Origin of the sequence: Pseudomonas sp. PvP028 (genome assembly GCF_017832255.1) — a bacterium.
Lineage (GTDB): Bacteria > Pseudomonadota > Gammaproteobacteria > Pseudomonadales > Pseudomonadaceae > Aquipseudomonas > Aquipseudomonas syringae.
Genome location: NZ_JAFIBL010000001.1, coordinates 4,419,199 through 4,442,012, shown reverse-complemented (window position 1 = coordinate 4,442,012; position 22,814 = coordinate 4,419,199). Strand labels below are relative to the sequence as shown.

Below are 22,814 nucleotides of genomic sequence, written 5' to 3'. Positions count from 1 at the left end.
CAGGACCTTTCATGACATCGACCACTGAACATTCAACGATACCGGACGTGCTCGACAGCCTGCTGGGCATCGCACCGGGCAGCCCGCTGCACGCGGTTCGCCATGCGCGAGACAAGGTGGCCCTGGCAACCCAGGGCAGTCAGGACTTGTTTTTCGACCCGGCGCTGGCGCACAACCTGTCGCTGAACGAGCGCCTCTGGGTGGCTTATTACGCAACGCTGCTGAGCGCGCAGCCGACCCTGAGCGGGTATTACCTGTCGCAATTGCAGGCGGCAGGCGCCGAGGCTAACGTGCTGGCCGATGTGGACGCCAGCCAAATCGATCTGCTGGAGGATCAACGCCTGGCGGCGATCCTGCGCTTTACCAGGACCTTGATCGAGTCTCCGGTACACGGCGATCAAAGCGCATTGCAGGCGCTACAACATCAGGGGCTGAGCACCGCTGAAATTGTGGTACTGGCACAACTGATCGCTTTTCTGTCCTACCAGGTGCGTCTGGCCGCAGGGCTGGGTGCTTTAAAGTCTGCCGGAGCAGCCTGATGAGCGAACTCATAGAAATTGAAGGTTTCACCAATCAGGTGCTGGGCTGGAAAGCCTGGTTGCCCACCGTGGACCTCGACAGCGCGAGCGCCGAGCAGGTCGCTGTGCTTGAAGAAAGCCACCCGCAAGCCAAGACCTCGGATTACTACCTGACACTGGCCCATCATCCGGACATTCTTCGCCAGCGCTCTCAGGCGTTCAACGCAATCATGTACGCACCCGGCGGCCTGTCGCGCGCCGAGCGAGAGCTGGCGAGCACAGTGGTGTCGCGTATCAACCGCTGCGTGTATTGCGCGTCGGTGCATGCGCAACGCTTCGAACAACTGGCCAAGCGCAATGACGTCATCGCCCAGGTGTTTGCCGACCCCGCAACGGCCGGCACGACGGCACGTGAAAAAGCGATCGTGCAGTTCGCCATCGACCTGACGCTTGAACCGGCTTCGCTCAACGCCGGCCATATCCAGGCGCTATACGAACAGGGGCTGGACGAGACACAGGTGCTGGACCTGATTCACGCCATCTCGATATTCGCCTGGGCCAATCGGCTCATGCTCAACCTGGGAGAGCCGGTGTTTCCCGAGGCGTGAGGGTGGCAGCGGCCAGGCCCAGTGCTTGAGGTGCAATCTGGCCCGGTCGTTGCAAGTTCACTGCATAAGTGAACACGCGACCCGGACACGATTGAGGTAATGGAATGCTGATAGCACACATTTCGGACACACATGTACGGCCCAGAGGGCAACTCTATCAAGACGTGGTGGACTCCAACGCCATGCTGGCCGCCGCCGTCGACACCATAAACGCCCTAGACCCACCACCCGATCTGATTGTGTTCAGTGGTGATCTGGTGGACGAGGGGCGGCCCGAAGAGTACGCGATGGCCCGGGAGTTGCTGCAGCCGTTGCGGCAAAAACTGCTGATGATACCGGGCAACCATGATCATCGGCAGAACCTGCGCGACGCTTTTCCCGAGCACGACTACTTCATCAATGACCAGGATTGCAGTTTCGTCTACTCGGGTTCTGCGCCGGTGCGCATCATTGGTCTGGATATCAGCGTCCCGGATCAGCATCACGGCGATATGACCGACACTGCGACCCAGTGGCTGGATCGCACACTGGCGCTGGAGCCGGACAAACCAACGCTGATCATGATGCACCAGCCACCGTTTTCCAGCGGCATCCCCTACATCGATGCGTACCGTTGTGAAAGGGGCGAGCGGCTGGCAGAGGTGGTCTGCAGATACCCGGCCATCGAGCGCATCGTCTGTGGGCATATTCATCGCTTCATGCAACTGCGCTTCGGCGGGACGCTGATGTGTACGGCGCCGAGCACGACGACGGCCATCGCCTTGCGACTGCACCCCGAGGCTGCCGACGCTTCCTATGTCGAACCGCCTGCATTGCTGCTGCATCACTGGAAAGCCGACACGGGCCTGATCACCCATTGGGTGCCGATAGGTCGCTTCGAAGGGCCTTTTGACTTCGCCTGAACGGGGATGACCCTGACAGCGCAGGCTGTCAGGTCGCCTGCTCCTTGGCCAGACTGGAGCCCGCCAGATTGCGAGCGCAAGCGCAGTGAGCGGTTGCTGGAGAACTGCGCGTTTCTGTCATTTGATCAATCACCGATAACGCAATGCTTCCAGTAACAGGGCAAACGTCGTTGACCACCGCGTGGCCAATAATAGCGAATGACTACTCTGTGTCGGATCGCGCAGGCATTAGTATTTCTGCTTGAGCCTCGACCACATCAGCGAGGCAAGCGAGCGGGATGCCATGAGCTGTTCCCCGGCTCGAACTGCAGAGGGCAGGGCATGCCACGGTATGCTGGCGGTTCGGTGATGCTGTAAGTGCAGGTTGATATGGTAAGGCCAGATGAAAAATCGTCCCAGCCAGCCGACGCGCCAGGCGTAGGTCCACTCTTCCCAGCCAGGCGTGACGCCGGGGCCGCCGCTGTGCTCGGCCATGCTGCGAATTTTCTGCAGCAGGGTGCCGACCGTAATCAGGGGCAGGAACCACAGCATCGCCACCAACCCGAACGTTTGCGCCGAGCATTGCCAGATAAGCGCGGCGACAATCATCAGCCATACCAGCGCTGCCGAAATCAGCGGGCGGGTGAGCGCTGGCGGCGCGCCTCCTGCGGCCTTGTAGGCGGCAATGTTGCGCAGCGTGTTGATCAGCAGCAAGTCTCCCAGCAGTTGCCTGGCCAGCAACTTCGCGGTTAACGGTCGGAACTGCCAGGGCTGGCGGTAATAGAGGAAGCGTCGTTCCGGGTCCTGTTCGGTACCCGCGTGCTGGTGATGGTCCAAGTGCAGGGGCCGGTAGAATTCGATCGGCACCAGGCCCGGAACACCGATCGCCAGGTTGATCAGGAAGTCGTTAGTACTGCGCTGTCGAGTCAGGTGATAATGGGTTGCATCGTGATACAGCACGAACAACGCGTGCTGCCTTGCTGCCACGATGAGCACGGCCAGCAGATAAAAGCGCCAGTCTGCGAGGTAAATCGCGACACGAATCGTGACCAGTATGCACAGCCATTCGAGTAGCAGAGCCGATAAGGTGCGCATGTCTACCGCACAGCGACTGAGTACCAAGGTCGTCAGGCCGCAGGCCAGGCCGATGAACACGCCACAGGCCATGTCGGTGAAGACATGCTGCCCGGTGGTCATCACCGTCAGCATGAGCACTGCGCTCCAGAGGGCAAATACCCAGGCCGATCTCAGCCGCAAACCGCCCATGACGACGCTGATTGCAACGGGTAACGCCACATGCCCGCTGGGTGATGCCGCCAGTGGCGCATCGAGCTGGTATAGCCAGTCGAGCCACGCGGAACCGCTTTCAGGACGCAGGATCATGGTCGGCCAGAACAGGTGGCTGACCAGGCACAGCCCGGCGGCCAGGGCACCGGCGAAAAATACCGGCAGCAGCCAAGAGGACTGACGCCCCATGTAAACGAGCACCGGCATCACCAGCGTATAGCTGAGATACAGCGGCAGCGTGAACGGCAGCAAGGGCATATGAGCGTCGACGATACCTGGCTCGACGAGCCTTGCTGGGCCCATTGGAACGTGTGTCACCAGAAAGTACAGCAGGCCGGTGACCAGCAGGTAGGCCAACAGCCACGTGACGGGACGATCAGTACTGGACGTGGCGCATTGATGAGGATGCATGGGTGCGAAGCCTGGTTCATTCGTTACGTGCACAAGCGAACGCCCGGACGGGCCAGACTGTGCGCAGCGATGATTGCAGAAGAATCGGGACATTGTGCCGAGAGACTGATTGCCCTCTGCGGCCCGGCAATTCAGAATCCGGTCATTGTGTTTCCATACATCGAAGGCCTCCATGAGTTTGTGCGCGACCGCCGTTGGGCGCCCCGATTTACGATCAGTCGATATCGATCGGATGTTCGAGATTTATTCTGCCTGCTATCAGGATACCTGTCGGGCTCGATTCGAGCAGGACCTTGACGACAAGACGCATTGTGTCGTTCTGCGCGACACCCATGACACGATCATGGGCTTCACAACGCTGAAACTGTTTGAAATGAGCTGGGATAATCAGCCCTGCAAATTCATTTTTTCCGGTGACACTATCATCACCCCTGAACACTGGGGCAGCCAGCAACTCGCCTTCGCCTGGTCTAGACTGGTGGGCGACCTGTGGCGTCAGGCTCCCGATGTTCCCCTTTACTGGTTTCTGATCTGCAAGGGGCATCGAACCTATCGCTATCTGCGGGCAATGGTACTGGATTACGCACCGCGTGCGGGTCATTCGACAGCGCCTCGTGTCCAGGCCTTGATGGATCACCTTGCCTATACGCGTTTTGGCGATGCCTACGACCCGGCCACCGGCGTGCTGTCATTCAAGACGCCGCAGGGCCGCCTCAGCGCGGAGCTTGCACTGATCTCGGAAAATCACGCAAAGCTGCCGGAAGTCGAGTACTTTCTGCAAAAGAACCCTGGTTACGCCGAGGGTGACGAACTGGTTTGCCTGTGTCGCCTTGCCCCCAAAAACCTGCGACCGCTGGCTCGACGGCTGTTTATGACCGAGCAGTACTCGGCGTGCTGATTCGTCAGGCCGGTACGGCGGACAGTTCGCGTCTTCTCGACTTTCAACGGCGACACACGATGCGCGGGAGCATGCCGCTACGTTTTGATCGTAGCCCGGACTACTTCGCCCTGCACCGCTGCCATGCCGACGATCAGCGCACCTGGATCGCCGAAGGCCCGGAGGGCGAGCTGCGCGGCTCGGCCAGTCTGGTGGTGCGTGATGGCTACCTGCACGGTGGTGTCGAGCCTGTCGCCTATTTGGGCGACCTACGACTGACGCCCGATCGCAGGCTGTCCCGGTCATGGATGGCCGAGGTACAGACGCGGCTCGCGGATCTGTCCCGTGAAACAGGCGCCCAGCATGCCTATTGCTGCATCATCCGCAATAACGCTCTGGCGACCCAGTCGCTGCTGGGGCGACGACGAGCAAACCCGCTGAAACTCGCACACTGGCGTGGCTACAGTAATGTCTCAGTCTACGGTCAGCGTGGTTTGAGTAGCGTTCCCCGCACTAGCGGCGAGGTGAGGGTCGTCCGCGCAGCCCCTCGTTATCTGGATGCGCTGAGGGCGTTTCTCGACAGCGAGTCATCCCGGCAATCGTTTGGCTGTGTGTTCAGCGAGGCGGAGTTTGAGCGCAGGCTCAGCCAGTGGCCGGATTTCGGTATTGACTCGTTTCTGCTGGCTGTCGATGACCGCGACAACCTGCTGGGCTGCGTCGCGCCCTGGGACGCCGGGAAGATAAAACGCATCGTCGTCGAACAGATGCCCCTGACGCAGCAGTTACTGCGCCTTGGCTACAATGCGCTCGCACCTCTGGCAGGCCGACCAGGTATCGCAGCGCCTGGCCAGGCACTGCGGGATATCTACCTGACCCACCTGCAGGTTCGCCATCGTGACCCCGAGGTGTTTTGCGCGCTGCTGGATGTTGCCTGGAAGCAGGTGCGCAAAGACTATTCGCTGATGCAGTTATGCCTTTACGACCAGGACCCGCTGTGGAAGGCAATGCATCGTTATCACGCCTTTTCCTTGCCGATGGACCTTTACACGGCACCCTGCGGCAGCCACGCAGCCGAGTTTACCGAGTCTTGTGCGGCGAGTATCCCAGGCTTCGAAATCTATCTGGTGTAGAGCGTTCTGGCGTACGTGTCTGGTGTAGCACGTCAAGCAATGTCCGCCAGAATCTCGTCGGGTCGAAGCCGGCGCCGCCCAGTATCGGCTGACCGTGATCCAGATCCGGCAGACAGATCTGCGGGACGCCTGGCAATGCCAGGTGTTCCATGTAGAACTGACCGTCATGCGCATGCCCGGGACGCAACGCATTCAGGCGCTGATGGTGAGTATCGAAGTGTGAGCGCCGCGCGGCCGACCAACTGACGACATGCAGACAGTGCAGGGTGGCGGGCAGGGCGGAGAGCATTTCAGCAACCTGTGGGTCGCGGTTGCTGCTGATGTCCCGGGTGCCCGCAGCCAGTGGTGCGCTGTTAATCATCGCCTGACGGAACCTGTCCATTCGATAACCTCGGCCAGCGCTAGCGGCGCCGTGGCCCAGCAGCTCATCGATGATCGGCGAGGGTCCAGCGGGCGGCTGCACCAGTGCTATGCCGTCACACGCGTCGAGCAGGTCCTTGTTCTGTGACAACGCTGCCAGCGTATCCAGACCACCCTTGCTATGAGCCAGCACCACAAAGCGCTGCCCTGGCTTGAGTCGGCTGCCGAGCAGGGTCGCGATGTGCCTGCCTTGCGCGATCACACCGCGTGAGGAGCGCACCGGCATGCGCAGGACATAGTGGCCCGCAGAGGTGAGGGACCGGGCACAGGCGCGATTGCAGTAGAGGATGAATTCCGAGTAAAGACCTGCAACCAGCACGACCAGGGTGTTCTTTGGCAGGCTGGGCAAGGGCACTTGCCAGCGCTGCAGGAACAGATCGGTCCAGTCCAGCTCCGCAGGGTGACGTACGAAAGCGGTAGCCGGGAAATGCCTTTGCCACTCCTCGAAGCCATCGGGTGTCCAGATGGTCTTCATGCGAGCCAGCCCCGAAAGCTGCGTTCAGCGCTGTTCATCAAGTGCCTGGCGAGCGTTGTCGAGCAGCTCGCGTGTGTCGATTCGGTCAGGATGGAAGCCCGGAGCGAACCAGAACAGCCCGGCAGGCACGATGCGCGACAGCAGGCCGGGATTGACGAACAACCACCATTGCAGGCGCAGCCATTCGCGCCAGTTGCGGTGTTGCCGGTCCCCGCGCACGAGATGATAGGTGAAGTAAGTAAGGTCGAAAGTGAAGTACACCGAAAGGCTCGTCATCGCCACCCAACGAAGCAGGTAACGCCTTAGCGGGTTACGTTCTACTTTGCACAGCACGTCATAGGCCACAGCCTTGTGCTCGATCTCTTCCATTGCGTGCCAGCGCCACAGGCGGGCCATCGTCGGGTCGGCGCCCGCCATGTAGGCCGGGTTTCGCAGAATCTGCTCGGACAGTATTGCGGTGATGTGTTCAAGGCTGGCCGTCAGTGCCAGACGAAAGCTGGCCGGTAATCGCTCGCTTTCCTTTCTGCGCCGCAACAGCATGCGTTCCAGTTTTTCGACCGGCGCGCCTTGTGTGCCCAAAAGCAGGTTATAGGCACGGTGCTCGCGGATGTGCGACGCCTCCTGATAGACGAAATCGTCGACGGCCTTGTCCAGAGCGCTGCCTCTGTCGAGCAGGTGGCGAAAGTGCACCACACTCTCGATGAAGATTTTTTCCCCTTGGGGGAACATGAACGACAGACAATCGAAAAAGCGCGTGGTGTGCGTGCGGCCGCCATGCCAGTAGCGCGGGATACTGTCATCGAAGGTGAAGCGTATTGATCGGTGCGGGATCGCCTGCGGGGAGAGCATGGCCGCCGAGCGCCTGAACAGGATGCGTTTGAAGAGCGACATGGTGCTCGGCTTACCGTGATATCAAGGTGCACAGTGTGCCAGACTCCGGCAGGCTTGAAACTGCCGAATAACCAGACTGGCGCTCGGGCAGGTATACTTCCGGGCTTTCGAATGTGGTCATTCAGGCGCAGTTATATATGGATATTCACCCGGCACGCCGTTTCGACAATGCCAACCTGGCTGTGCTGGTGCTTCAGACGCTGTTCTGGGGCGCTACGCTTACCTGGCTGTCCCACACTGGCGCAGGTCCATGGAAATGGCTGATCCTGATTCCGTTCTGTCTGGTCATGCAGGGTGTGTTCTCGATGATGCACGAGGCATTTCACAGCCTTGCGCACAGCGACAAAACCGTCAATTACCTGATGATGTGCTGGGCCTCGACCCTGTTTGGGGCGTCCGCGACGCTGATCCACATCAATCACCTCGGGCACCACTCACGGAACCGCACACGTGCCGAACTGGCCGATTTTGCGATGCCGGATGAATCTCTGCTGCGTAAACGGCTGGAATACTATTTTGCGGTGCTCGGTGGTATCTGGCTGGCGGCGTTCGTCGGCAGCCTGCTGCTGCCTTTGCTGCCGCCACGTCTAGCTGATCGATGGTCGCAGAGCGGTGAGGTCAATACTTACGCTGCGGCATTCAAGGATTTCTCGATCAGCGACTTTCGGCGCATCCGCAAGGAAGTCATCACCGGCATTATCGTCTGGCTGACGTGTGCTTACCTGCTTGGCTGGTCTTGGGAAGTGGTTCTGATTGCCTATATCGCCTTCGGTTTTTCCTGGTCATCGCTGCAATGGGTCTATCACATGCGCACCCCGATAGATGTCGTCGAAGGTGCCTACAACATGCGTGCGCCACGCGTGGTCCGCTGGGCATTCCTCAACTTCAATTACAACCTGACCCACCATCGCCATTCACAGATGCATTGGCAGCACATGTACGCGGCATCCAATCCAAAGGAAACCCGACCTCTGTGGTTCGGCTGGCTACAGGTGTTCATGCCTCCGCAGCGACTGCCCGATGACCTGACCCAGCTCGACAAGACCTACTTTTGATGCTGGCGGGTGATGATGTGAAAAGAGCCTTGTGGCGCTCGTTCATGGACAGTGCTTACGTCACGCTCGATCACTGGCAGCGTCTGTTCGAGCAACCCGAAGAATCTCAGCAGCGCTTACTGCTGCGGATGCTGTCGGCCAGCCGTGACTGCGCCTTCGGCCAAGCTCATGATTTTGCCGGAATCCGCGATTCCGAAGAGTTTCGCAAGCGGGTACCGATACATACCTATGCCCAATTGCAGCCCTGGATCGGGCGTGCGCAGCATGAACAAGGGCCGATACTGACCGCCAGTCCGCCGTTGTTCTTCGAGCGCAGCAGCGGCAATAGTGCAGTGCAGAAACACATCCCCTATACGCAGGAATTCCTTGGCCAATTGCAGGGTTCCCTGACGGTGTGGCTGGCGGATATGTACCGCCAGGTCCCGGAAATCAGCCATGGCAGCGGGTATTGGTCCATGTCGCCGCCCTTGCAGCAGCCGGCAATGACGGCCAATGACATACCGATCGGCAGTGCCAGCGATCTGCAATATCTGCAAGGCAGTGCAATCGCTGGGCTGGCCGGGACATTGCTGATTCCTGAACTGGCCAGCGACGTGGCGCACTGGCGCAGGCAAACGCTGCTCGCCCTGATTGCAGATGCCGGGCTGAGCTTTATCAGCGTGTGGAGCCCGACGTTTCTGACCAGCGTGCTACAGCCACTGCTCGACACTGAATCACATGAAAGTCGGCAGATAGTTGCCTGGCTCGAAGAAAGGTTGCCGGCAACTCGCCAAAAAGCCTTACGCCACGCCCTTGCTCATGGGGTATTCACCGAGTTGTGGCCTCGTCTTGCGGCGGTAAGTTGCTGGATGGACGGACCGAGTCGTGTATACGCCCAGCAACTGGCTGCGCGTTTCCCTCAGGCACGCTGGTTGCCCAAAGGATTATTCGCGACTGAAGGCGTGGTCAGCCTCCCGTTTGGCGAAGGGGCTGGCTGCCCGTTGGCGATAGGCAGTCATTATCTGGAATTCATCGGGGATGACGGGCTGCCAAAAGAGGCTCACGCCCTGCGTATGGGTGAAACCGCGCAAGTACTGCTGACTACCGGTGCAGGTCTTTACCGGTATGCACTGGGTGATCGGGTGCGCGTAGTCGGTAAGCTCGCCGGGACTCCGCGTGTTGAGTTTGTCGGGCGTTGCGCAAGTACCTGTGACCTGGTGGGCGAGAAGCTCGATGAGCAACTGGTCGAGCGAGCCCTTGCGCAATGCATGGACGCGGCCGACAGCGCATGCCTGATACCCGACTCCAGCAGCGCACTTCCGCATTATGTGGTGCTGCTGTGTACCTCAACGACGACACTGGCAAGCATTTGCCGCAATGCGTTGGCCAACAGTATTGAAATGGCCCTGCAGCGCTCCTTTCACTATGCACATGCGCGCACGCTGGGTCAGTTGGGCCCGGTGCGTATGCGTTTCGTCTGTGGAGGAGCGCAAAGACTCGCAGAATTGCTGCAGCGCGCTGCAGAGTCGACGGGTATTCGTGCAGGCGACGTCAAGCCGCGTGCATTGATCAGCCGTCTGGACACGGCTGACGCGCTCCTTGCAATCACGGAAGAACCTGAATGCCCTCAACTTTGATCAGTGAAACCGATACCCGTGACGACGGCACGCTTGAGCAGTGGTATGTAGCGTGCACGCAGAAGCAGCTGCGCAAAGGCAAGCCGCATCGGGCCAGGATACTCGGCCTGAATATCGTTCTGTTTCGCCAGCGCGACGGGCAGCCCGCTGCGTTGCTGGACCAGTGTGTGCACCGTGGCACAAGGCTTTCAGCCGGCAAAATCACCGATGATTGTCTGGTGTGCCCGTATCATGGCTGGCGCTATGACGCGAACGGCCAGGTGGTGCATATTCCCAGCGTAGACGCCAGGCAGGGCGCAGCGAAGTCGCCTGACTATCGCTACCGGCAGCGCCATTTTGCCGTCTGCGAACAGGATGGCCTGGTCTGGGTGTACACCGGCACGCGCGATGCTCGCGAAACACCGATATTCCGGCTGCCTGCCTATGGCGAACGCCCGTGGCAATCCTATTTCATGGTCAACACCTTCGATGCCGATGTCGGCAGTCTGGTGCAGAACTTTCTGGACGTGCCGCACACCGTGTTCGTTCACGAGGGTATTTTTCGCTCAAGCAGCGGTCGAGCCATGGAAGCGACGCTCTCCTGCAAGGCGCAGAGCATCGAGGTTGTCTATCACGACGAAGTCGACGAGATCGGGATGATGCAATGGCTGACCAACCCGGACGCCGAGCCACTTGTGCATACGGATCGTTTTCTGGCGCCTAATGTGACGTTTTGTGATTACCTCTGGGGGGCACGCTCAGGCTTCCTGATCGTGAGCCAGATCACGCCTGTCGATGATCGCCAGTCGCGGGTCTACACCTACATTGCCTATCGTTTTCCAGTGCCGCGCTGGGTATTGAGAATTTTGCGTCCTTTCATCCATCTGTACACGCACATCGTGATTCAACAGGACGTCAGAATCATTCAGGCGCATCGCGAAGGGCTCGACAATGCGGCTGGTTTCAAACCGTGCAATGTGCCTGCCGATGCAATCCATGTGGGCGTCGAGCAACTGCTTGCTGCGGTCCGACGCGGCGAGGCGCTGCCGGAGGCACAGCGCCGCGAGCGGCGGATTCGATTCGAGCTTTGATCGCGCTGTGCTTTAACGGTCTTTCAGCCTCGGCTGCACTGAATCCGCCAGTTGCGTCAGTATCAGGCAGCACGACACCGCGCCTGCATCCAGCACGCCGAGCGACCGTTCGCCGAGGCGACTCGCTCGGCCTATCTTCGCTACCAGATCACGGGTGGAATCGCGCCCTTGTGATGCAGCGCTTTTCATTGTGTCGAGCGCTGCACTGAATGATTCCCCCCGGGCGTGGGCCTGCTCGAAGGCTTCGACGGCCGGAATCAAGGTATCCATCAAGCATTTGTCGCCGACCCCGGCTTCGGTGATGTCCTGCAGTGAGGTGAGGCCGCCGCGAAGCAGACTGGCGAAGGCAGCGGCATCGATCTGCTCGCAGCCGCGTACCTGATCGGCCATGCCGATAAACAGGCTGCCGTACAGCGGGCCCATGGAGCCGCCGATGCCTTCCATCAGACTCAGGGTCAGCTCATCCAGCGCCTCGGCGAGGCTCAGCTGGCGGCCTTCGATGGTACGACCGCAGTGGGCGAAGCCCTTGGCCATGTTGATGCCATGGTCGCCGTCACCGATCGCGCCATCCACTTCGCTGAGGTATTCGCGGTTGGCGACGATCACGCTCACCAGGTCGGCAACGATGGCAGTGCCATGCTGGGTAGAGAATTGTTCGCTCATTGGTTCACTCCGCCTGGGTCATGCCGATGGAACGGCAAGGGTGGTCGATCAGCTTTTTCAGCTCGGCGTCCAGGCCCAGCAGCGTCAGGGTTACCCCCATCATCTCCAGCGACGTAAAGTAATTGCCCACGTAGCAGCGATGGATGTTCAAGCCTCGGGCCTTGAGCAGGCGCTCCACTTCGGCGTAGAACACGTAGAGCTCCATCACCGGCGTTGCTCCGAGGCCTGAAACCAGCACGACTACGCTGTCGTCCACGCTGAAATCCCGATCGGCCAGAATCGGCGCCAGCATGCGTTCTGCCATGGCCGCCGCAGACTCGATGTCGATGACTTCGATACCCGGTTCGCCATGGTGGCCGATGCCCAGCTCCATTTTGCCGTCGGGGATCTGAAAGTTGGGCTTGCCGACCGCCGCGATGGTGCAGGGCGTCAGGCCGATACCGATGGATCGGCATTGATCCACGGCCTTCTGCGCGACGCGGATCACGCCGTCCAGATCGTAACCGTGTGCAGCTGCGGCGCCGCCGACCTTCCACATGAAAATTTCCCCGGCCACTCCGCGTCGCTTGGCGATATCGGATTTCGGTGCCGAGGCCACATCGTCGTTGGCCACCACCGTGCGCACTTGCAGGTCTTTGCTGGCGGCCATTTTCATCGCCAGCTTCACGTTCATGTTGTCGCCCGCGTAGTTGCCGTACAGGCAGGCGATGCCTGCACCGTGATCGGCCGCGCGGAAGGCGTCGAAAAAGCTTTTGGCCGTGGGCGAGGAAAAAATCTCGCCGACCGCTACTGCATCCACCAGCCCGGGACCGACATAACCAAGAAAGGCCGGTTCATGACCGGAACCGCCGCCGGTGACGATCCCTACGTGCCCTTGCTCTGAAGGGCGGGTTTTGCTGATGACCCGCGGGTTACCTTCACTTTGCGACAGTTCGGGGTGCGCTACCAGAATGCCGCGCAGCATGTCCTCGACCACCTGGTCCGGATCGTTTATCACTCGGTTCATAACGCGATTTCCTGTGTTCTTTTTATAAGGATCGGGCTTATAAGGATCGGGCGGATCAGGGTTCCAGAACCACCTTCAATGATTTATCACCTCGCTCCATGACGGCAAACGCCTCCTTGAACTCCGCCAGGGGGAATTTGTGCGTGACGACGTCGCGCATGTCGATCTTGCGGTTGCCGATAAAGTCGATGGCGCGCGGGTACATGTAGGGACCAAGGTGAGAACCGAGCACGTCCAGCTCCTTGCGGTCACCGATGATCGACCAGTCCACTGTGGCCTCATCGTTGAATACGCTGAACTCCACAAAGCGTCCGAGTTTGCGCAGCATCGCCAGGCCCTGATTGACCGCCTTATGGTGTCCGGTGGCTTCTATATAGATGTCGCAACCGTAGCCGTCGGTTATCTCACGGATCTTCGCCAGCACATCGACCTCGGCCGGGTTCCACACCTCGTCGGCACCCATGCGCAGGGCGAGGGCGGCGCGCTCGGGCTTCATGTCGAGAACGATAAGTTTTTTCGGGTTACGCATGCGCACCGCGCCAATGATCCCGAGGCCCAGTGTGCCGGCCCCGGCGACGACCACAATGTCGTCGAAATCGACATCGGCCCGTTCGGCTGCGTGCAGCGAGCAGGCCAGCGGCTCGATGAGAATGGCTTCGTCCGGGGCAATCGAGTCGGGCACCTTGTGAATGATGCCTTCCTTGGTAAAAATCATGTACTGGGCCATGGCGCCCTGCACGTTGTTCTGGAAGCCGTAAAGGTCGTGCTTCTGGCACATCCAGTACTGTCCGTGGTTGCAGAAGCGGCAGCCCCAGCACGGCACGATCTGCTCGGAGATCACCCGGTCGCCGATCTGCACGCCACGCTTTTCGGCACCAGGGCCGAGCGCCACCACGCGACAGACGAATTCATGGCCTGGAATCATCGGTGGTTTGACGTAGCGAGGTTGCTCGGCATCGCCCCAGAACGAGGGCGCGCCGCGATAGGTCTTGATGTCGCCCATGCAGATGCCACACAGCTCGACCTTGGTGAGGATTTCGTCGGGGCCGGGAGTCGGCACATCCACGGTTTCCAGCCGGTAGTCTTCCGGACCGTGGCAGACCACGGCCTGCATGGTTTTCGGTATGACCGGTGAAAGTTGTTCGGCAGTGCGTTCGGTGACGGTGGACATGACGATGAACCTCACGACAGAAAAATGAATTACTGGATGCTGTAGCCGCCGTCGATCACTACGTTTTCGCCGGTGATCATGCTGGCTGCGTCGCTGAGCAGGTACAGGGCCAGCCCGGCTATTTCCTCCGGCTGAGCGAAGCGGCCTGCCGGGATCTGTGTTTTGGCCCGTTCTCCGACTTCGCCCGCCCAGGCCTTTTTGCCCAGCGCGGTCTCGACGATGGTGGGCGATATGGCGTTGACGTTGATGTGCGGTGCCCACTCCATGGCCAGTACTTTGGTCATGCCGACCACTGCGGCCTTGCTCGCGCAGTACGCGACGTGCCTGTCCAGGCCAATGACTGCGGCCTGCGAGGCAAGGTTGACGATGCGTCCGCTGCCTTGGCTGAGCATGTGTCGCGCGCAGGCCTGGGCGACGAAGAAACTGGCCTTGAGGTTGATCTCCAGCGTCGTGTCCCAGGCCTCTTCGCTGACGTCGACAGCCTTGTCCAGCATGGCTACCCCGGCACTGTTGACCAGATAATCGATGCGCTGGAAATGCTCGAAGACGCTGTCGATGGTGCTGTTGACCTGATCGACCCGGCGCAGGTCGACCGCAATACCAATGTGCCCGCTGCCCAGGCCGGCGGCGACCTCGGCCACTGCCGGGTCACGGTCCAGCAGTGCGACCCGCGCTCCGCGTGCGACCAGCAGGCTGGCACAGGCAAGGCCAATCCCGGCTGCTCCGCCGGTGATGACCGCACAACGGCCATTGAGATCGAACGCCTTGTTCCAGAATTCAGACATGAAGATGACTCCTGTAGCGCTGTTTTTTTGAAGATTCAAACACGTTAGCTTTTGATTCTGGCCGAAGGCCGTGGGAGCGAACCGGGCGACGCTTCGCTTGTTCGCGAAGAGGCCGGTATGAGCGCCGACCGGTTACTTGCCGCCGCTGACCTGTTTGTACAGCGCATCGGCGTTGGCATCGGTGACCGGCACCCAGGGCAGGATGTAGTTCTTGTCGGTGCCGTCGCCCCATTTGACGTCTTTGGCATAGCGCTCCCAGATCACCGACTGCGGCTTGTAGTCCTTGCCGGCCAGGGTGCGAAGGGCGACATCGAGGGCGCCCTGCGATTGGGCCTGGGCGTCCTGCAGGAAGGTCGTGATTTCATTTTTCTTCGCCGCCTGGATGGCATCAGGCATGCCGTCGATGGAGGTGATCGGCACATCGGCAGGCTTCAGGTTGCGCGACATGACCGCTTGCAGGGCACCGAGAGCCATGTCGTCGTTCTGCGAAATGATCCCGGAGATGCCACCGTTCTGGTGCGCGTTGAGCCAGTCTTCAGTCAGGGTCTGGGCTTCGGCCCGGGACCAATTGGCGGTCTTCTTCTCGATGATCTTGATGTCCGGGTGTTTGCTCAGGACTTCCAGTTCACCTTTTTCCCGATCAATTTGCGCCGACTGGCCAATCGGCCCCTGGATGATCACCACATTGCCTTTGCCCTTGAGTTTGTCGACCATGGCCTGTGCCTGCAGGCGACCACCCTCGACATCGTCGTTGCCGACGTAAGGCACCTTGTTGCCAGCAACCCGGGTGTTCGATGCGATGACCGGTATGTCGTTTTCCATCGCCCTGGCCACCGTGCCGACGCCGGCCTTGGTGTCGATGGGCACGAAAATGATCGCATCGTAGTGCTGGGTGATCATGGTCTCTATCTGATTGTTCTGGGTCAGCGCATCGTAGTTACCGTCGAACACGGTGATTTTCACGGTGCCGTCCTTGACCGCCGGATGCTCCTTGAGCTCTCGCACCCAGTTCTGCATGAACTGCCCCTTGAGGCCATACACCGCCGCGCCGATCTTGTAAGTCTTGCCATCGGCGGCCATGGAGATACTGCTGGCGAGCAGGGAGAACGCCGCGACAGCGGCCAGGGATGTACCGAATTTCATGATAAGAACCTCGTTATTGTTGTAGTCAGTCGTTCATGCCGGTTTAGCGTTTTTTCTTGCGCCACACATCAATCAACACTGCGAACACGATGATCAGGCCCTTGGCGACCTGCTGGTAATAGGAGGACACGCCGAGCAGGTTAAGGCCGTTGTTGATCACGCCGATCAGTAGCGCACCAAACAGCGTGCCGACAATGCTGCCGGTGCCTCCCGACAGACTGGTGCCGCCGATGACCACTGCTGCGATAGCGTCCAGTTCGTAGGACATGCCGGCCTGGGGCAGGGCGGAGGTGGTTCTGGCGGACAGCACTACGCCTGCCAGTCCGGCGAGCAGCCCGGAAACCACGTACACCGAAAACATCACCTTGCGTACGCCGATACCGGAGGTGCGTGCGCTCTTTTCGTTACCGCCGACGGCGTACACGTAACGGCCGTAGGTGGTGTAGCGCAGGACCATCCAGAAAATCAGCGCAACCACCGCGAAGATAATGATCGGCACACCAATCGGGCCGATCCGGCCGATACCCAACGCCAGGTATTCTTCGGGCAGGTCAGTCACCGGGCTGCCGTCGTTGAGGATGAAGGTCATGCCGCGGGCGATGCTGAGCATGCCCAGGGTGGCGACGAACGGTGGAATCGAAAGATTGGCGACCATGAAGCCATTGACCACGCCGAGCATGGCACCGGCAAACATGCCTGCGCTGACTGCCGCCAGCAGGCCATAGCCCTGTGTCGCCACCAGTGCGCTGCACAATCCGGCGAACGCCAGAATCGAGCCGACGGAAAGGTCGATGCCCTTGGTCAGGATCACGTAGGTCATGCCGACCGCGAGAATGCCGTTGATCGAGGTCTGGCGCAGGATGTCCATCCAGTTGCGCCAGGTCATGAAATATTCGCTGGCAAAAGCCAGTACCAGGCACAACAGAATGAACACCAGCGGCAGGCCGAAACGGTCGAGAGACAGACGCAGGCGGCTGCGTGGAGACGTGGAGGCTGGTGCGATGATGGTTTTGGCATTCATGAGGCAAGACTCAACAGGACTTCCTGGGAAAGATCGGCATCGCTGCTGATGGTCACCAGCTTGCCACCTTTGAACACGGCGATTCGGTCACTGAGGCGCAGCAGCTCCGGCGCCTCCGAAGAGACCACGATGGCGGCCCCGCCAGCGCGTACGAACTGATCCAGCAGGTGATAGATTTCCTGCTTGGCACCCTCGTCTATGCCCCGGGTCGGCTCGTCGCAGAGCAGGCACACCGGTTCGGTGGAGAGGCATTTGGCGAGGACGACCTTCTGTTGGTTGCCGCCGCTCATCGACGCGACGGGCAGATCCAGCGACGTCGTCTTGATCTGCAGGCGCTTGACCATGTCTTCGGCCAGCCTGTGCTCCTTGCGGGCATCGATCAGCGACCAGTTCGACAGCCGGCGGTAAGCCGACAGCGCGATGTTGGACAGGATGCTGCCACTGAGCACCAGACCGCTGTCCTTGCGGTCTTCGGTGACCAGTGAAACGCCCGCGCGAATGGTCGCCTTGGGCATACCGACCGGCAGTGGCTTGCCTTGCAGGGTGACGCTGCCGGCGTCCGGTGTGGTCAGGCCATAGAGACAATTGAGGAACTCGCTGCGACCCGAGCCCATCAGCCCATAAATGCCGAGAATTTCGCCGTGATGCACGTGCAGGCTGATGTCTTCGAACTCGCCGTTGCGGCTCAGGCCCTCGACCTTCAGGCAGCATTCGACCGTGCATTCGCGGCCGACCTTGTGATCGACACGCTGCAACTCCTGGCCGACGATGCCGCGCACCAGGTGTGCCCGGTCGATATCGGCCATGCGTCCGCTTTCGACAAAGGCGCCGTCGCGAAAGATGCTGTAATCGTCGGCAATCTGTGCCAGCTCGCTGAGGCGGTGGGAAACATAGATGATGCCCGCGCCCCGGGCGGCAAGCCGGCGGATGGCCTTGAACAGGATTTGCGCCTCACGCTCGCCAATGGCCGAGGTGGGCTCGTCCATGATCATCACTGAGCAGTCATGGCTGAAGGCCTTGGCAATTTCCACCAGTTGTATCTGCGCCACACTCAGCAAATGCATGGGGCTGGTGGCGTCGACGTCGAACTCCAGCTCGTCCAGCAGTGCGCGGGTGCGTCGGTTCAGTTCCTTGCTGTCGACAATGCACCCGGCCCGACGTGGCTCGCGGCCCAGCCAGATGTTCTCGGCGACGGTCATGAAGGGGATGGGTTCCAGCTCTTGGGTGATCATCGCAATCCCGGCTGCCAGGGCATCGCCGGGACGACTGAACTGCACCGGCTCGCCGTTGAGCAGGATGGTTCCGGCATCACGCTGGGTGATGCCCATCAGAATGCTCAGAAAAGTGGACTTGCCGGCGCCATTGCCGCCGCACAGGGCGTGCACGCTTCCGGCTCGCAATGAGAGACGCCCGTCACGCAGGGCGGGGATGCCAGCGTAAGCCTTGGTGACGTGTTCAGCCTGGAGCAGTAATGGCGTGGCCATTGGCGTGTCCTCGTGCTGTGAATTCTTATTAGGTGCTGATGCGTTGCTCAGTGAGCATATGTGTACCAAATGAAATTCTGATCAGTCAATCTGTTTCATATAAAAGTTTTGAAGTGTCGCCTTAGAGGCACTGCTGCGTTGGTTTTGAGCTTTTGTTCAGCGTTTGCTGGAAAACTTGCTTGACAGAACCGAGCTAATGTTCGAGAAATGGCTGATCGGAATTTCACCGATTGAACATTTGGTCAAATAATAAGACCTCGGCAGCGGAGCCTGATGCCATGAATACACCTTTCCCGGTGGCTATCGGATGTGATGAAGCGGGTTATGAACTCAAGGAATTGTTGAAGCGCCATATCGAGTCGCTGGGTTATCCGGTGACCGATTTCGGTACTCATTCCACGGCACCGGTGCTTTACCCGGACATCGCCCTGGCCGTGGCCACAGCCATCAACGCCGGGCAGCAGCGGCTTGGCGTGCTGGTCTGCGGGACCGGAATAGGCATGGCCATCTCCGCCAACAAGGTCTTCGGCATTCGTGCGGCCCAGGCTCACGACACCTATTCGGCCGAGCGAGCGCGCAAGAGCAACGATGCGCAAATTCTTTCCATCGGTGCACGGGTGATCGGCACGGAACTGGCGAAAAGCATCGTCAAATCGTTTCTGGAGTCTGAGTTCGAAGCCGCGCGCTCCGGCGCCAAGGTCGAACGCATCAATGCGATAGAGCGTGACGGGCATCAATAGTCAGTGGACGGGACAGGGCGGGAGTAGGGAGAATGTGCCTTTGACGCCGAAACGGAAGCCCGTTCACATGAGTGACAGTACCCAGCGCATGGCCAGCGACATCGACCTGATGACTGAAGTCGCGATGCTCTATTACCTTGAGAACGTCACTCAGGAGGCCATCGCCAAACGCTTTGACCTGTCGCGCGCAAAAGTCAGCCGACTGCTCAAACGCGCACGTGATGAAGGGATTGTCGAAGTACGGGTGCTGCAGCACCCGGCGATGAACAACGAGCTGGAACTGGCGCTGGTCGAGCGCTTTCAACTGGACAGGGCGTTGATTGCAGTCGACCACAGCGACCCGGACACCCAGCGCTCGGCGGTCGCCAGCCTGGTTGCCAATTACCTGAACAAGACCCTCGGCGACGGCATGATCGTCGCGGTAGGCATGGGCCGCAATGTGGGTGCGGTTGCGGACAACGTCTTCCTGCCGGTGACGCGCAATTGCACATTTGTCTGTGCCATCGGCGGTTCGCTCAAGGCGGGCGAGTACATGAACCCCGACCACATCTGCCGCCGTCTGGCGCTGCGCTTCGGTGGCGAAAGCGAGAGCCTGTACGCCCCGGCGCTGGTCGCCAACCCCGAACTGCGCAGTGTTCTGATCAGCAACGACACCGTGCGCTCGACGCTTGACCGTGCGCGGCGTGCCGACATGGCGCTGATCGGTATCGGTGACATGAGCGAGAACAGCAATATGGTGCGCATGGGCTGGTTCTCCCCGCAGGAAATCGCCCAAGCCAGGCTGTCCGGCACGGTGGGCGACATGATGGGCTATGACTTCATCGACATTCACGGTCAGCCTGCGGTCAATGCCATACAGGGCAGGGTGATCGGCCTTACCGTGCAGGAACTGTTTCGTATCCCGGATGTAGTGGCCATCGCCAGTGAAAACACCAAGGCGGCCGCCACGCTGGGTGCCTTGCGCTCAGGCGTGATCAACACCCTGGCAACCACCGTCACCAACGCCCATACCATCCTTGCCCTGGATGACGCGACACGCAAAAACTGACACTACGGGCGAAATCCGTGGTCGAAAGCGTCGCTGCGCAAGATCGGATAACAATAAAGGGCAAGGAAGATGATTCTCAAAGTGACCGGTATCGTCATCGCGATACTCAGCCTAATTCTGCTGTTCATGGGTGCGCAACTGGTGGCTGCCGGCGGTTCACCGGCCTACTCGGTGATTGCCCTGGGTTTGCTGGCCACAGCAACCCTGGTATTCCTGAAAAGGAAATCGGCGCTTACCCTGTATGCCTTGATGATGTGGGGGATTCTGCTCTGGATCATCTACGAAGCCGGCCTCGACAGATGGCAGTGGATCCCTCGCGGCGATCTGTTTGCACTGATCGGCCTGTGGCTGGCCATGCCCTGGGTAGTGCGGCCGCTTTATCAGGCGCGCTCGAGCACCGATAAGCGTCGTTTTCATCCGTTGCTTGGCGGTACGCTTGGCGTAATGCTGCTGATCGTGATTGCGCTGATGTTTCACGATCCGTACCCGCAGCAGGGGTGGATCAACAACGTGGCGACCACCCGCAGCGCCGAGTCGGCAGGCAGTGACTGGGCTGCATATGGCGGTAGCAACGCGGGCCAGCGCTTCTCCAGCCTCGATCAGATCACCCCGGACAACGTCGGCAAGCTGTCAGTGGCCTGGGAATACCACACCGGCGACCTGCGTGATGAGGACAAGGACGCTGGCGAGTACACCTTTGAAGCGACGCCACTCAAGATTAACGACCGGGTGTACGTGTGCACGCCTCATAACGAAGTGCATGCACTAAACCCACAGACCGGGCAACAGGCCTGGAAATACACTCCCGAGAAAAAGCGCTCGTACCTGCAACAGCATCAGACCTGCCGTGGCGTCAGCTATTATTCCGCGGCCTCCAGCTCGACGGGTCAGCCACAACAGCCGGCTCAGTGCGCCAAACGCATCATCACCGCGACTGCAGACGCCAGACTGGTAGCGCTTGATGCCGACACCGGCAACCTGTGCAGCGACTTCGGCAGCGGCGGGGTGATTGACTTGAGCGTCAACATGGGCACGATCCGCCCGCACGCGCTGATGCAGACCTCCGCGCCACTGATTGCCGGTGAACTGATCGTGATCGGCAGCTCGATCATGGATAACGGCTATAACGATGGCAACCCGTCGGGTGTGATTCGCGCCTACGACGTCATCACCGGCCGGCTGGTATGGAACTTCGATCCGCAAAACCCGGACAACACCCAGCCGATAGCGGCTGACCAGAACTATCCGCAAGATACGCCGGTCGCCTGGGCAACCCTGAGCGCAGATGTCAAAAACGGTCTGGTGTACGTCCCGTTCGGCAACGCTTCGCCCGACGAAACCGGCACCCGACGTAACCCCGGCAGCAACACCGAAAAGTTTCGTGATTCGCTGGTGGCTCTCGATCTGAAGACCGGCGCGCTACGCTGGAAATTCCAGACCTCCAACAATGACCTTTGGGATCGCGACAACCCCTCGCAGCCCTCACTGCTGGACCTGGGAAAGGACGGTAACCGCCAGCCTGCCGTGGTATTGCCGACCAAGGTCGGCAACATTTTCGTGCTTCACCGACTGACGGGGGAGCCGATCGTGCCTGTCGATCAGGTCAGTGTGCGCACCGATGGCGGTGTCGAAGGCGAGCGCTTTGCACCCACCCAGCCGGTCTCGCGACTTAACTTCATCCCGCCGGTGTTGACCGAGAAGTCCATGTGGGGCGTTACGCCCTTTGACCAGATGGCTTGCCGGATCGCTTACAACACACTTCGTTATGACGGTAACCCCTGGACACCGGCCACCGAGTCAGGCTCGCTGATCTATCCCGGCAATATAGGCGTGTTCAACTGGGGTTCGGTGGCCGTGGACCCTGACCGCCAGTTGCTGATCGCCGCACCGGTACGGCTGGCGTATGTCTACAACCTGATCAAACGCCCCGCGCAGGCCCAGGAAAAACGCCTGTTCACTCAGGAGGGCAAGCCCTACTGGAACGAGAACTTCGACGGTGACTATGCGATTCGTATTTCCAGATTCGCCTCAAGCCTTGGCATCCCGTGCACAGCGCCACCGTGGGGGACCATGGCCGGGGTCGACCTGACAACTGGCAAGACCCAATGGATGCGCCGGGTCGGCACCACCAAAAACCTCAAGACCAGCTTCATGCAGGGACGTTTTCCGGTTGGCTTTCCCATGGGCATGGTCGCCCATGGCGGTCCGATGGTGACGGCAGGCGGACTGGCCTTTCACGGCGCGACGGCGGATAACTTTTTCCGCGCCTATGACGTCAATAATGGCGAAGTGCTCTGGGAACATGAGTTGCCCGCGGGTGGCCAATCCATTCCTTCGACGTATACCGGCAACGACGGCAAACAGTACGTGGTCATCGCTGCCGGCGGTCACGGATCGCTCGGTACGACGCTGGGCGACAGCGTGATTGCCTTCCGGGTTGATTGAAAACAGGAGCGTCTGTGCGAAAGGGCCTTTAGTGGCCCTTTTTTCGGGCGCGTATCGCTGCAGTTCATT

The 22,814-nt window shown here is 60.0% G+C and carries 21 protein-coding genes; 11 read left to right on the top strand and 10 right to left on the bottom strand.

Annotated features, from left to right (window positions below):
• Positions 1 to 11: 11 nt before the first annotated feature.
• The 3 genes from JOE34_RS19020 to JOE34_RS19010 all read left to right on the top strand — a co-directional run bounded on the left by JOE34_RS19020 (position 12) and on the right by JOE34_RS19010 (position 2,028).
• On the top strand, positions 12 to 539 hold the full coding sequence (locus tag JOE34_RS19020; protein ID WP_010412063.1) for a hypothetical protein: 528 nt from the start codon (positions 12 to 14) through the stop codon (positions 537 to 539).
• Positions 539 to 1,126 carry a peroxidase-related enzyme gene (locus JOE34_RS19015; RefSeq protein WP_003346746.1) on the top strand — a complete coding sequence of 196 codons (588 nt, stop codon included), beginning with the start codon at positions 539 to 541 and terminating at the stop codon, positions 1,124 to 1,126. Before JOE34_RS19020 ends, JOE34_RS19015 begins: the two co-directional genes overlap by 1 nt.
• 104 nt (positions 1,127 to 1,230) lie before the next feature.
• Positions 1,231 to 2,028, top strand: coding sequence for a phosphodiesterase (locus JOE34_RS19010; protein ID WP_161421233.1), 798 nt, complete (start codon positions 1,231 to 1,233; stop codon positions 2,026 to 2,028).
• Positions 2,029 to 2,256: 228 nt separating this feature from the next.
• On the opposite strand, the gene JOE34_RS19005 is transcribed toward JOE34_RS19010, so the two are convergent.
• Positions 2,257 to 3,705, bottom strand: a complete 1,449-nt coding sequence (locus tag JOE34_RS19005) for a fatty acid desaturase (protein ID WP_122335298.1) — start codon at positions 3,703 to 3,705, stop codon at positions 2,257 to 2,259.
• Between the two features lie 232 nt (positions 3,706 to 3,937).
• Between JOE34_RS19005 and JOE34_RS19000 the strand changes: the two genes are divergently transcribed.
• Both JOE34_RS19000 and JOE34_RS18995 read left to right on the top strand, forming a co-directional pair.
• The gene (locus JOE34_RS19000) at positions 3,938 to 4,603 is read left to right on the top strand and encodes a hypothetical protein (RefSeq protein ID WP_003395501.1); all 666 of its coding nucleotides are present in this window, start codon (positions 3,938 to 3,940) and stop codon (positions 4,601 to 4,603) included.
• Positions 4,597 to 5,712, top strand: a complete 1,116-nt coding sequence (locus JOE34_RS18995) for a hypothetical protein (protein ID WP_046266310.1) — start codon at positions 4,597 to 4,599, stop codon at positions 5,710 to 5,712. The genes JOE34_RS19000 and JOE34_RS18995 overlap by 7 nt, the downstream gene beginning before the upstream one ends.
• Here the strand turns inward: JOE34_RS18995 and JOE34_RS18990 are convergent.
• Both JOE34_RS18990 and JOE34_RS18985 read right to left on the bottom strand, forming a co-directional pair.
• Positions 5,660 to 6,607 (bottom strand): hypothetical protein, encoded by a 948-nt coding sequence (locus tag JOE34_RS18990; protein ID WP_046266309.1) that lies wholly within the window; start codon positions 6,605 to 6,607, stop codon positions 5,660 to 5,662. The genes JOE34_RS18995 and JOE34_RS18990 overlap by 53 nt on opposite strands.
• A gap of 24 nt (positions 6,608 to 6,631) precedes the next feature.
• Positions 6,632 to 7,498 (bottom strand): metal-dependent hydrolase, encoded by an 867-nt coding sequence (locus JOE34_RS18985; protein WP_010412107.1) that lies wholly within the window; start codon positions 7,496 to 7,498, stop codon positions 6,632 to 6,634.
• A gap of 137 nt (positions 7,499 to 7,635) precedes the next feature.
• Here JOE34_RS18985 and JOE34_RS18980 point away from each other — a divergent pair, with 137 nt between their 5' ends.
• From JOE34_RS18980 to JOE34_RS18970, 3 genes are read left to right on the top strand one after another with little or no spacing between them, the layout of a single operon-like run.
• The gene (locus JOE34_RS18980) at positions 7,636 to 8,553 is read left to right on the top strand and encodes a fatty acid desaturase (RefSeq protein WP_024663852.1); all 918 of its coding nucleotides are present in this window, start codon (positions 7,636 to 7,638) and stop codon (positions 8,551 to 8,553) included.
• The gene (locus JOE34_RS18975) at positions 8,553 to 10,169 is read left to right on the top strand and encodes a GH3 auxin-responsive promoter family protein (RefSeq protein ID WP_161421232.1); all 1,617 of its coding nucleotides are present in this window, start codon (positions 8,553 to 8,555) and stop codon (positions 10,167 to 10,169) included. Before JOE34_RS18980 ends, JOE34_RS18975 begins: the two co-directional genes overlap by 1 nt.
• Positions 10,154 to 11,239 (top strand): aromatic ring-hydroxylating dioxygenase subunit alpha, encoded by a 1,086-nt coding sequence (locus tag JOE34_RS18970; protein ID WP_003395486.1) that lies wholly within the window; start codon positions 10,154 to 10,156, stop codon positions 11,237 to 11,239. The genes JOE34_RS18975 and JOE34_RS18970 overlap by 16 nt, the downstream gene beginning before the upstream one ends.
• 12 nt (positions 11,240 to 11,251) lie before the next feature.
• On the opposite strand, the gene dhaL is transcribed toward JOE34_RS18970, so the two are convergent.
• From dhaL to JOE34_RS18935, 7 genes are all read right to left on the bottom strand, one after another.
• Complete coding sequence (gene dhaL / locus JOE34_RS18965) at positions 11,252 to 11,902, bottom strand: dihydroxyacetone kinase subunit DhaL (RefSeq protein ID WP_122335299.1); 651 nt, start codon at positions 11,900 to 11,902, stop codon at positions 11,252 to 11,254.
• A gap of 4 nt (positions 11,903 to 11,906) precedes the next feature.
• The gene (locus JOE34_RS18960; protein ID WP_003395480.1) at positions 11,907 to 12,908 is read right to left on the bottom strand and encodes a dihydroxyacetone kinase subunit DhaK; all 1,002 of its coding nucleotides are present in this window, start codon (positions 12,906 to 12,908) and stop codon (positions 11,907 to 11,909) included.
• Positions 12,909 to 12,963: 55 nt separating this feature from the next.
• A complete protein-coding gene (locus JOE34_RS18955) occupies positions 12,964 to 14,079 on the bottom strand; it encodes an erythritol/L-threitol dehydrogenase (protein ID WP_004417774.1) in 1,116 nt (371 codons plus the stop codon).
• A gap of 29 nt (positions 14,080 to 14,108) precedes the next feature.
• A complete protein-coding gene (locus tag JOE34_RS18950; protein WP_122335300.1) occupies positions 14,109 to 14,864 on the bottom strand; it encodes an SDR family oxidoreductase in 756 nt (251 codons plus the stop codon).
• A gap of 132 nt (positions 14,865 to 14,996) precedes the next feature.
• The gene (locus tag JOE34_RS18945; protein ID WP_003395474.1) at positions 14,997 to 16,007 is read right to left on the bottom strand and encodes a substrate-binding domain-containing protein; all 1,011 of its coding nucleotides are present in this window, start codon (positions 16,005 to 16,007) and stop codon (positions 14,997 to 14,999) included.
• 43 nt (positions 16,008 to 16,050) lie between these two features.
• Positions 16,051 to 17,028 (bottom strand): ABC transporter permease, encoded by a 978-nt coding sequence (locus tag JOE34_RS18940; RefSeq protein WP_003317694.1) that lies wholly within the window; start codon positions 17,026 to 17,028, stop codon positions 16,051 to 16,053.
• Entirely contained in the window at positions 17,025 to 18,512 is a 1,488-nt protein-coding gene (locus JOE34_RS18935) for a sugar ABC transporter ATP-binding protein (RefSeq protein ID WP_046266307.1), read from the bottom strand. The genes JOE34_RS18940 and JOE34_RS18935 overlap by 4 nt, the downstream gene beginning before the upstream one ends.
• Before the next feature lie 278 nt (positions 18,513 to 18,790).
• Here JOE34_RS18935 and rpiB point away from each other — a divergent pair, with 278 nt between their 5' ends.
• The 3 genes from rpiB to JOE34_RS18920 all read left to right on the top strand — a co-directional run bounded on the left by rpiB (position 18,791) and on the right by JOE34_RS18920 (position 22,745).
• The gene (rpiB, locus tag JOE34_RS18930) at positions 18,791 to 19,252 is read left to right on the top strand and encodes a ribose 5-phosphate isomerase B (protein WP_003395470.1); all 462 of its coding nucleotides are present in this window, start codon (positions 18,791 to 18,793) and stop codon (positions 19,250 to 19,252) included.
• Positions 19,253 to 19,319: 67 nt separating this feature from the next.
• Positions 19,320 to 20,300, top strand: a complete 981-nt coding sequence (locus JOE34_RS18925; protein WP_003346768.1) for a sugar-binding transcriptional regulator — start codon at positions 19,320 to 19,322, stop codon at positions 20,298 to 20,300.
• A 69-nt stretch (positions 20,301 to 20,369) separates the two neighbouring features.
• Positions 20,370 to 22,745, top strand: a complete 2,376-nt coding sequence (locus tag JOE34_RS18920; protein WP_057445438.1) for a glucose/quinate/shikimate family membrane-bound PQQ-dependent dehydrogenase — start codon at positions 20,370 to 20,372, stop codon at positions 22,743 to 22,745.
• Positions 22,746 to 22,814 lie beyond the last annotated feature (69 nt).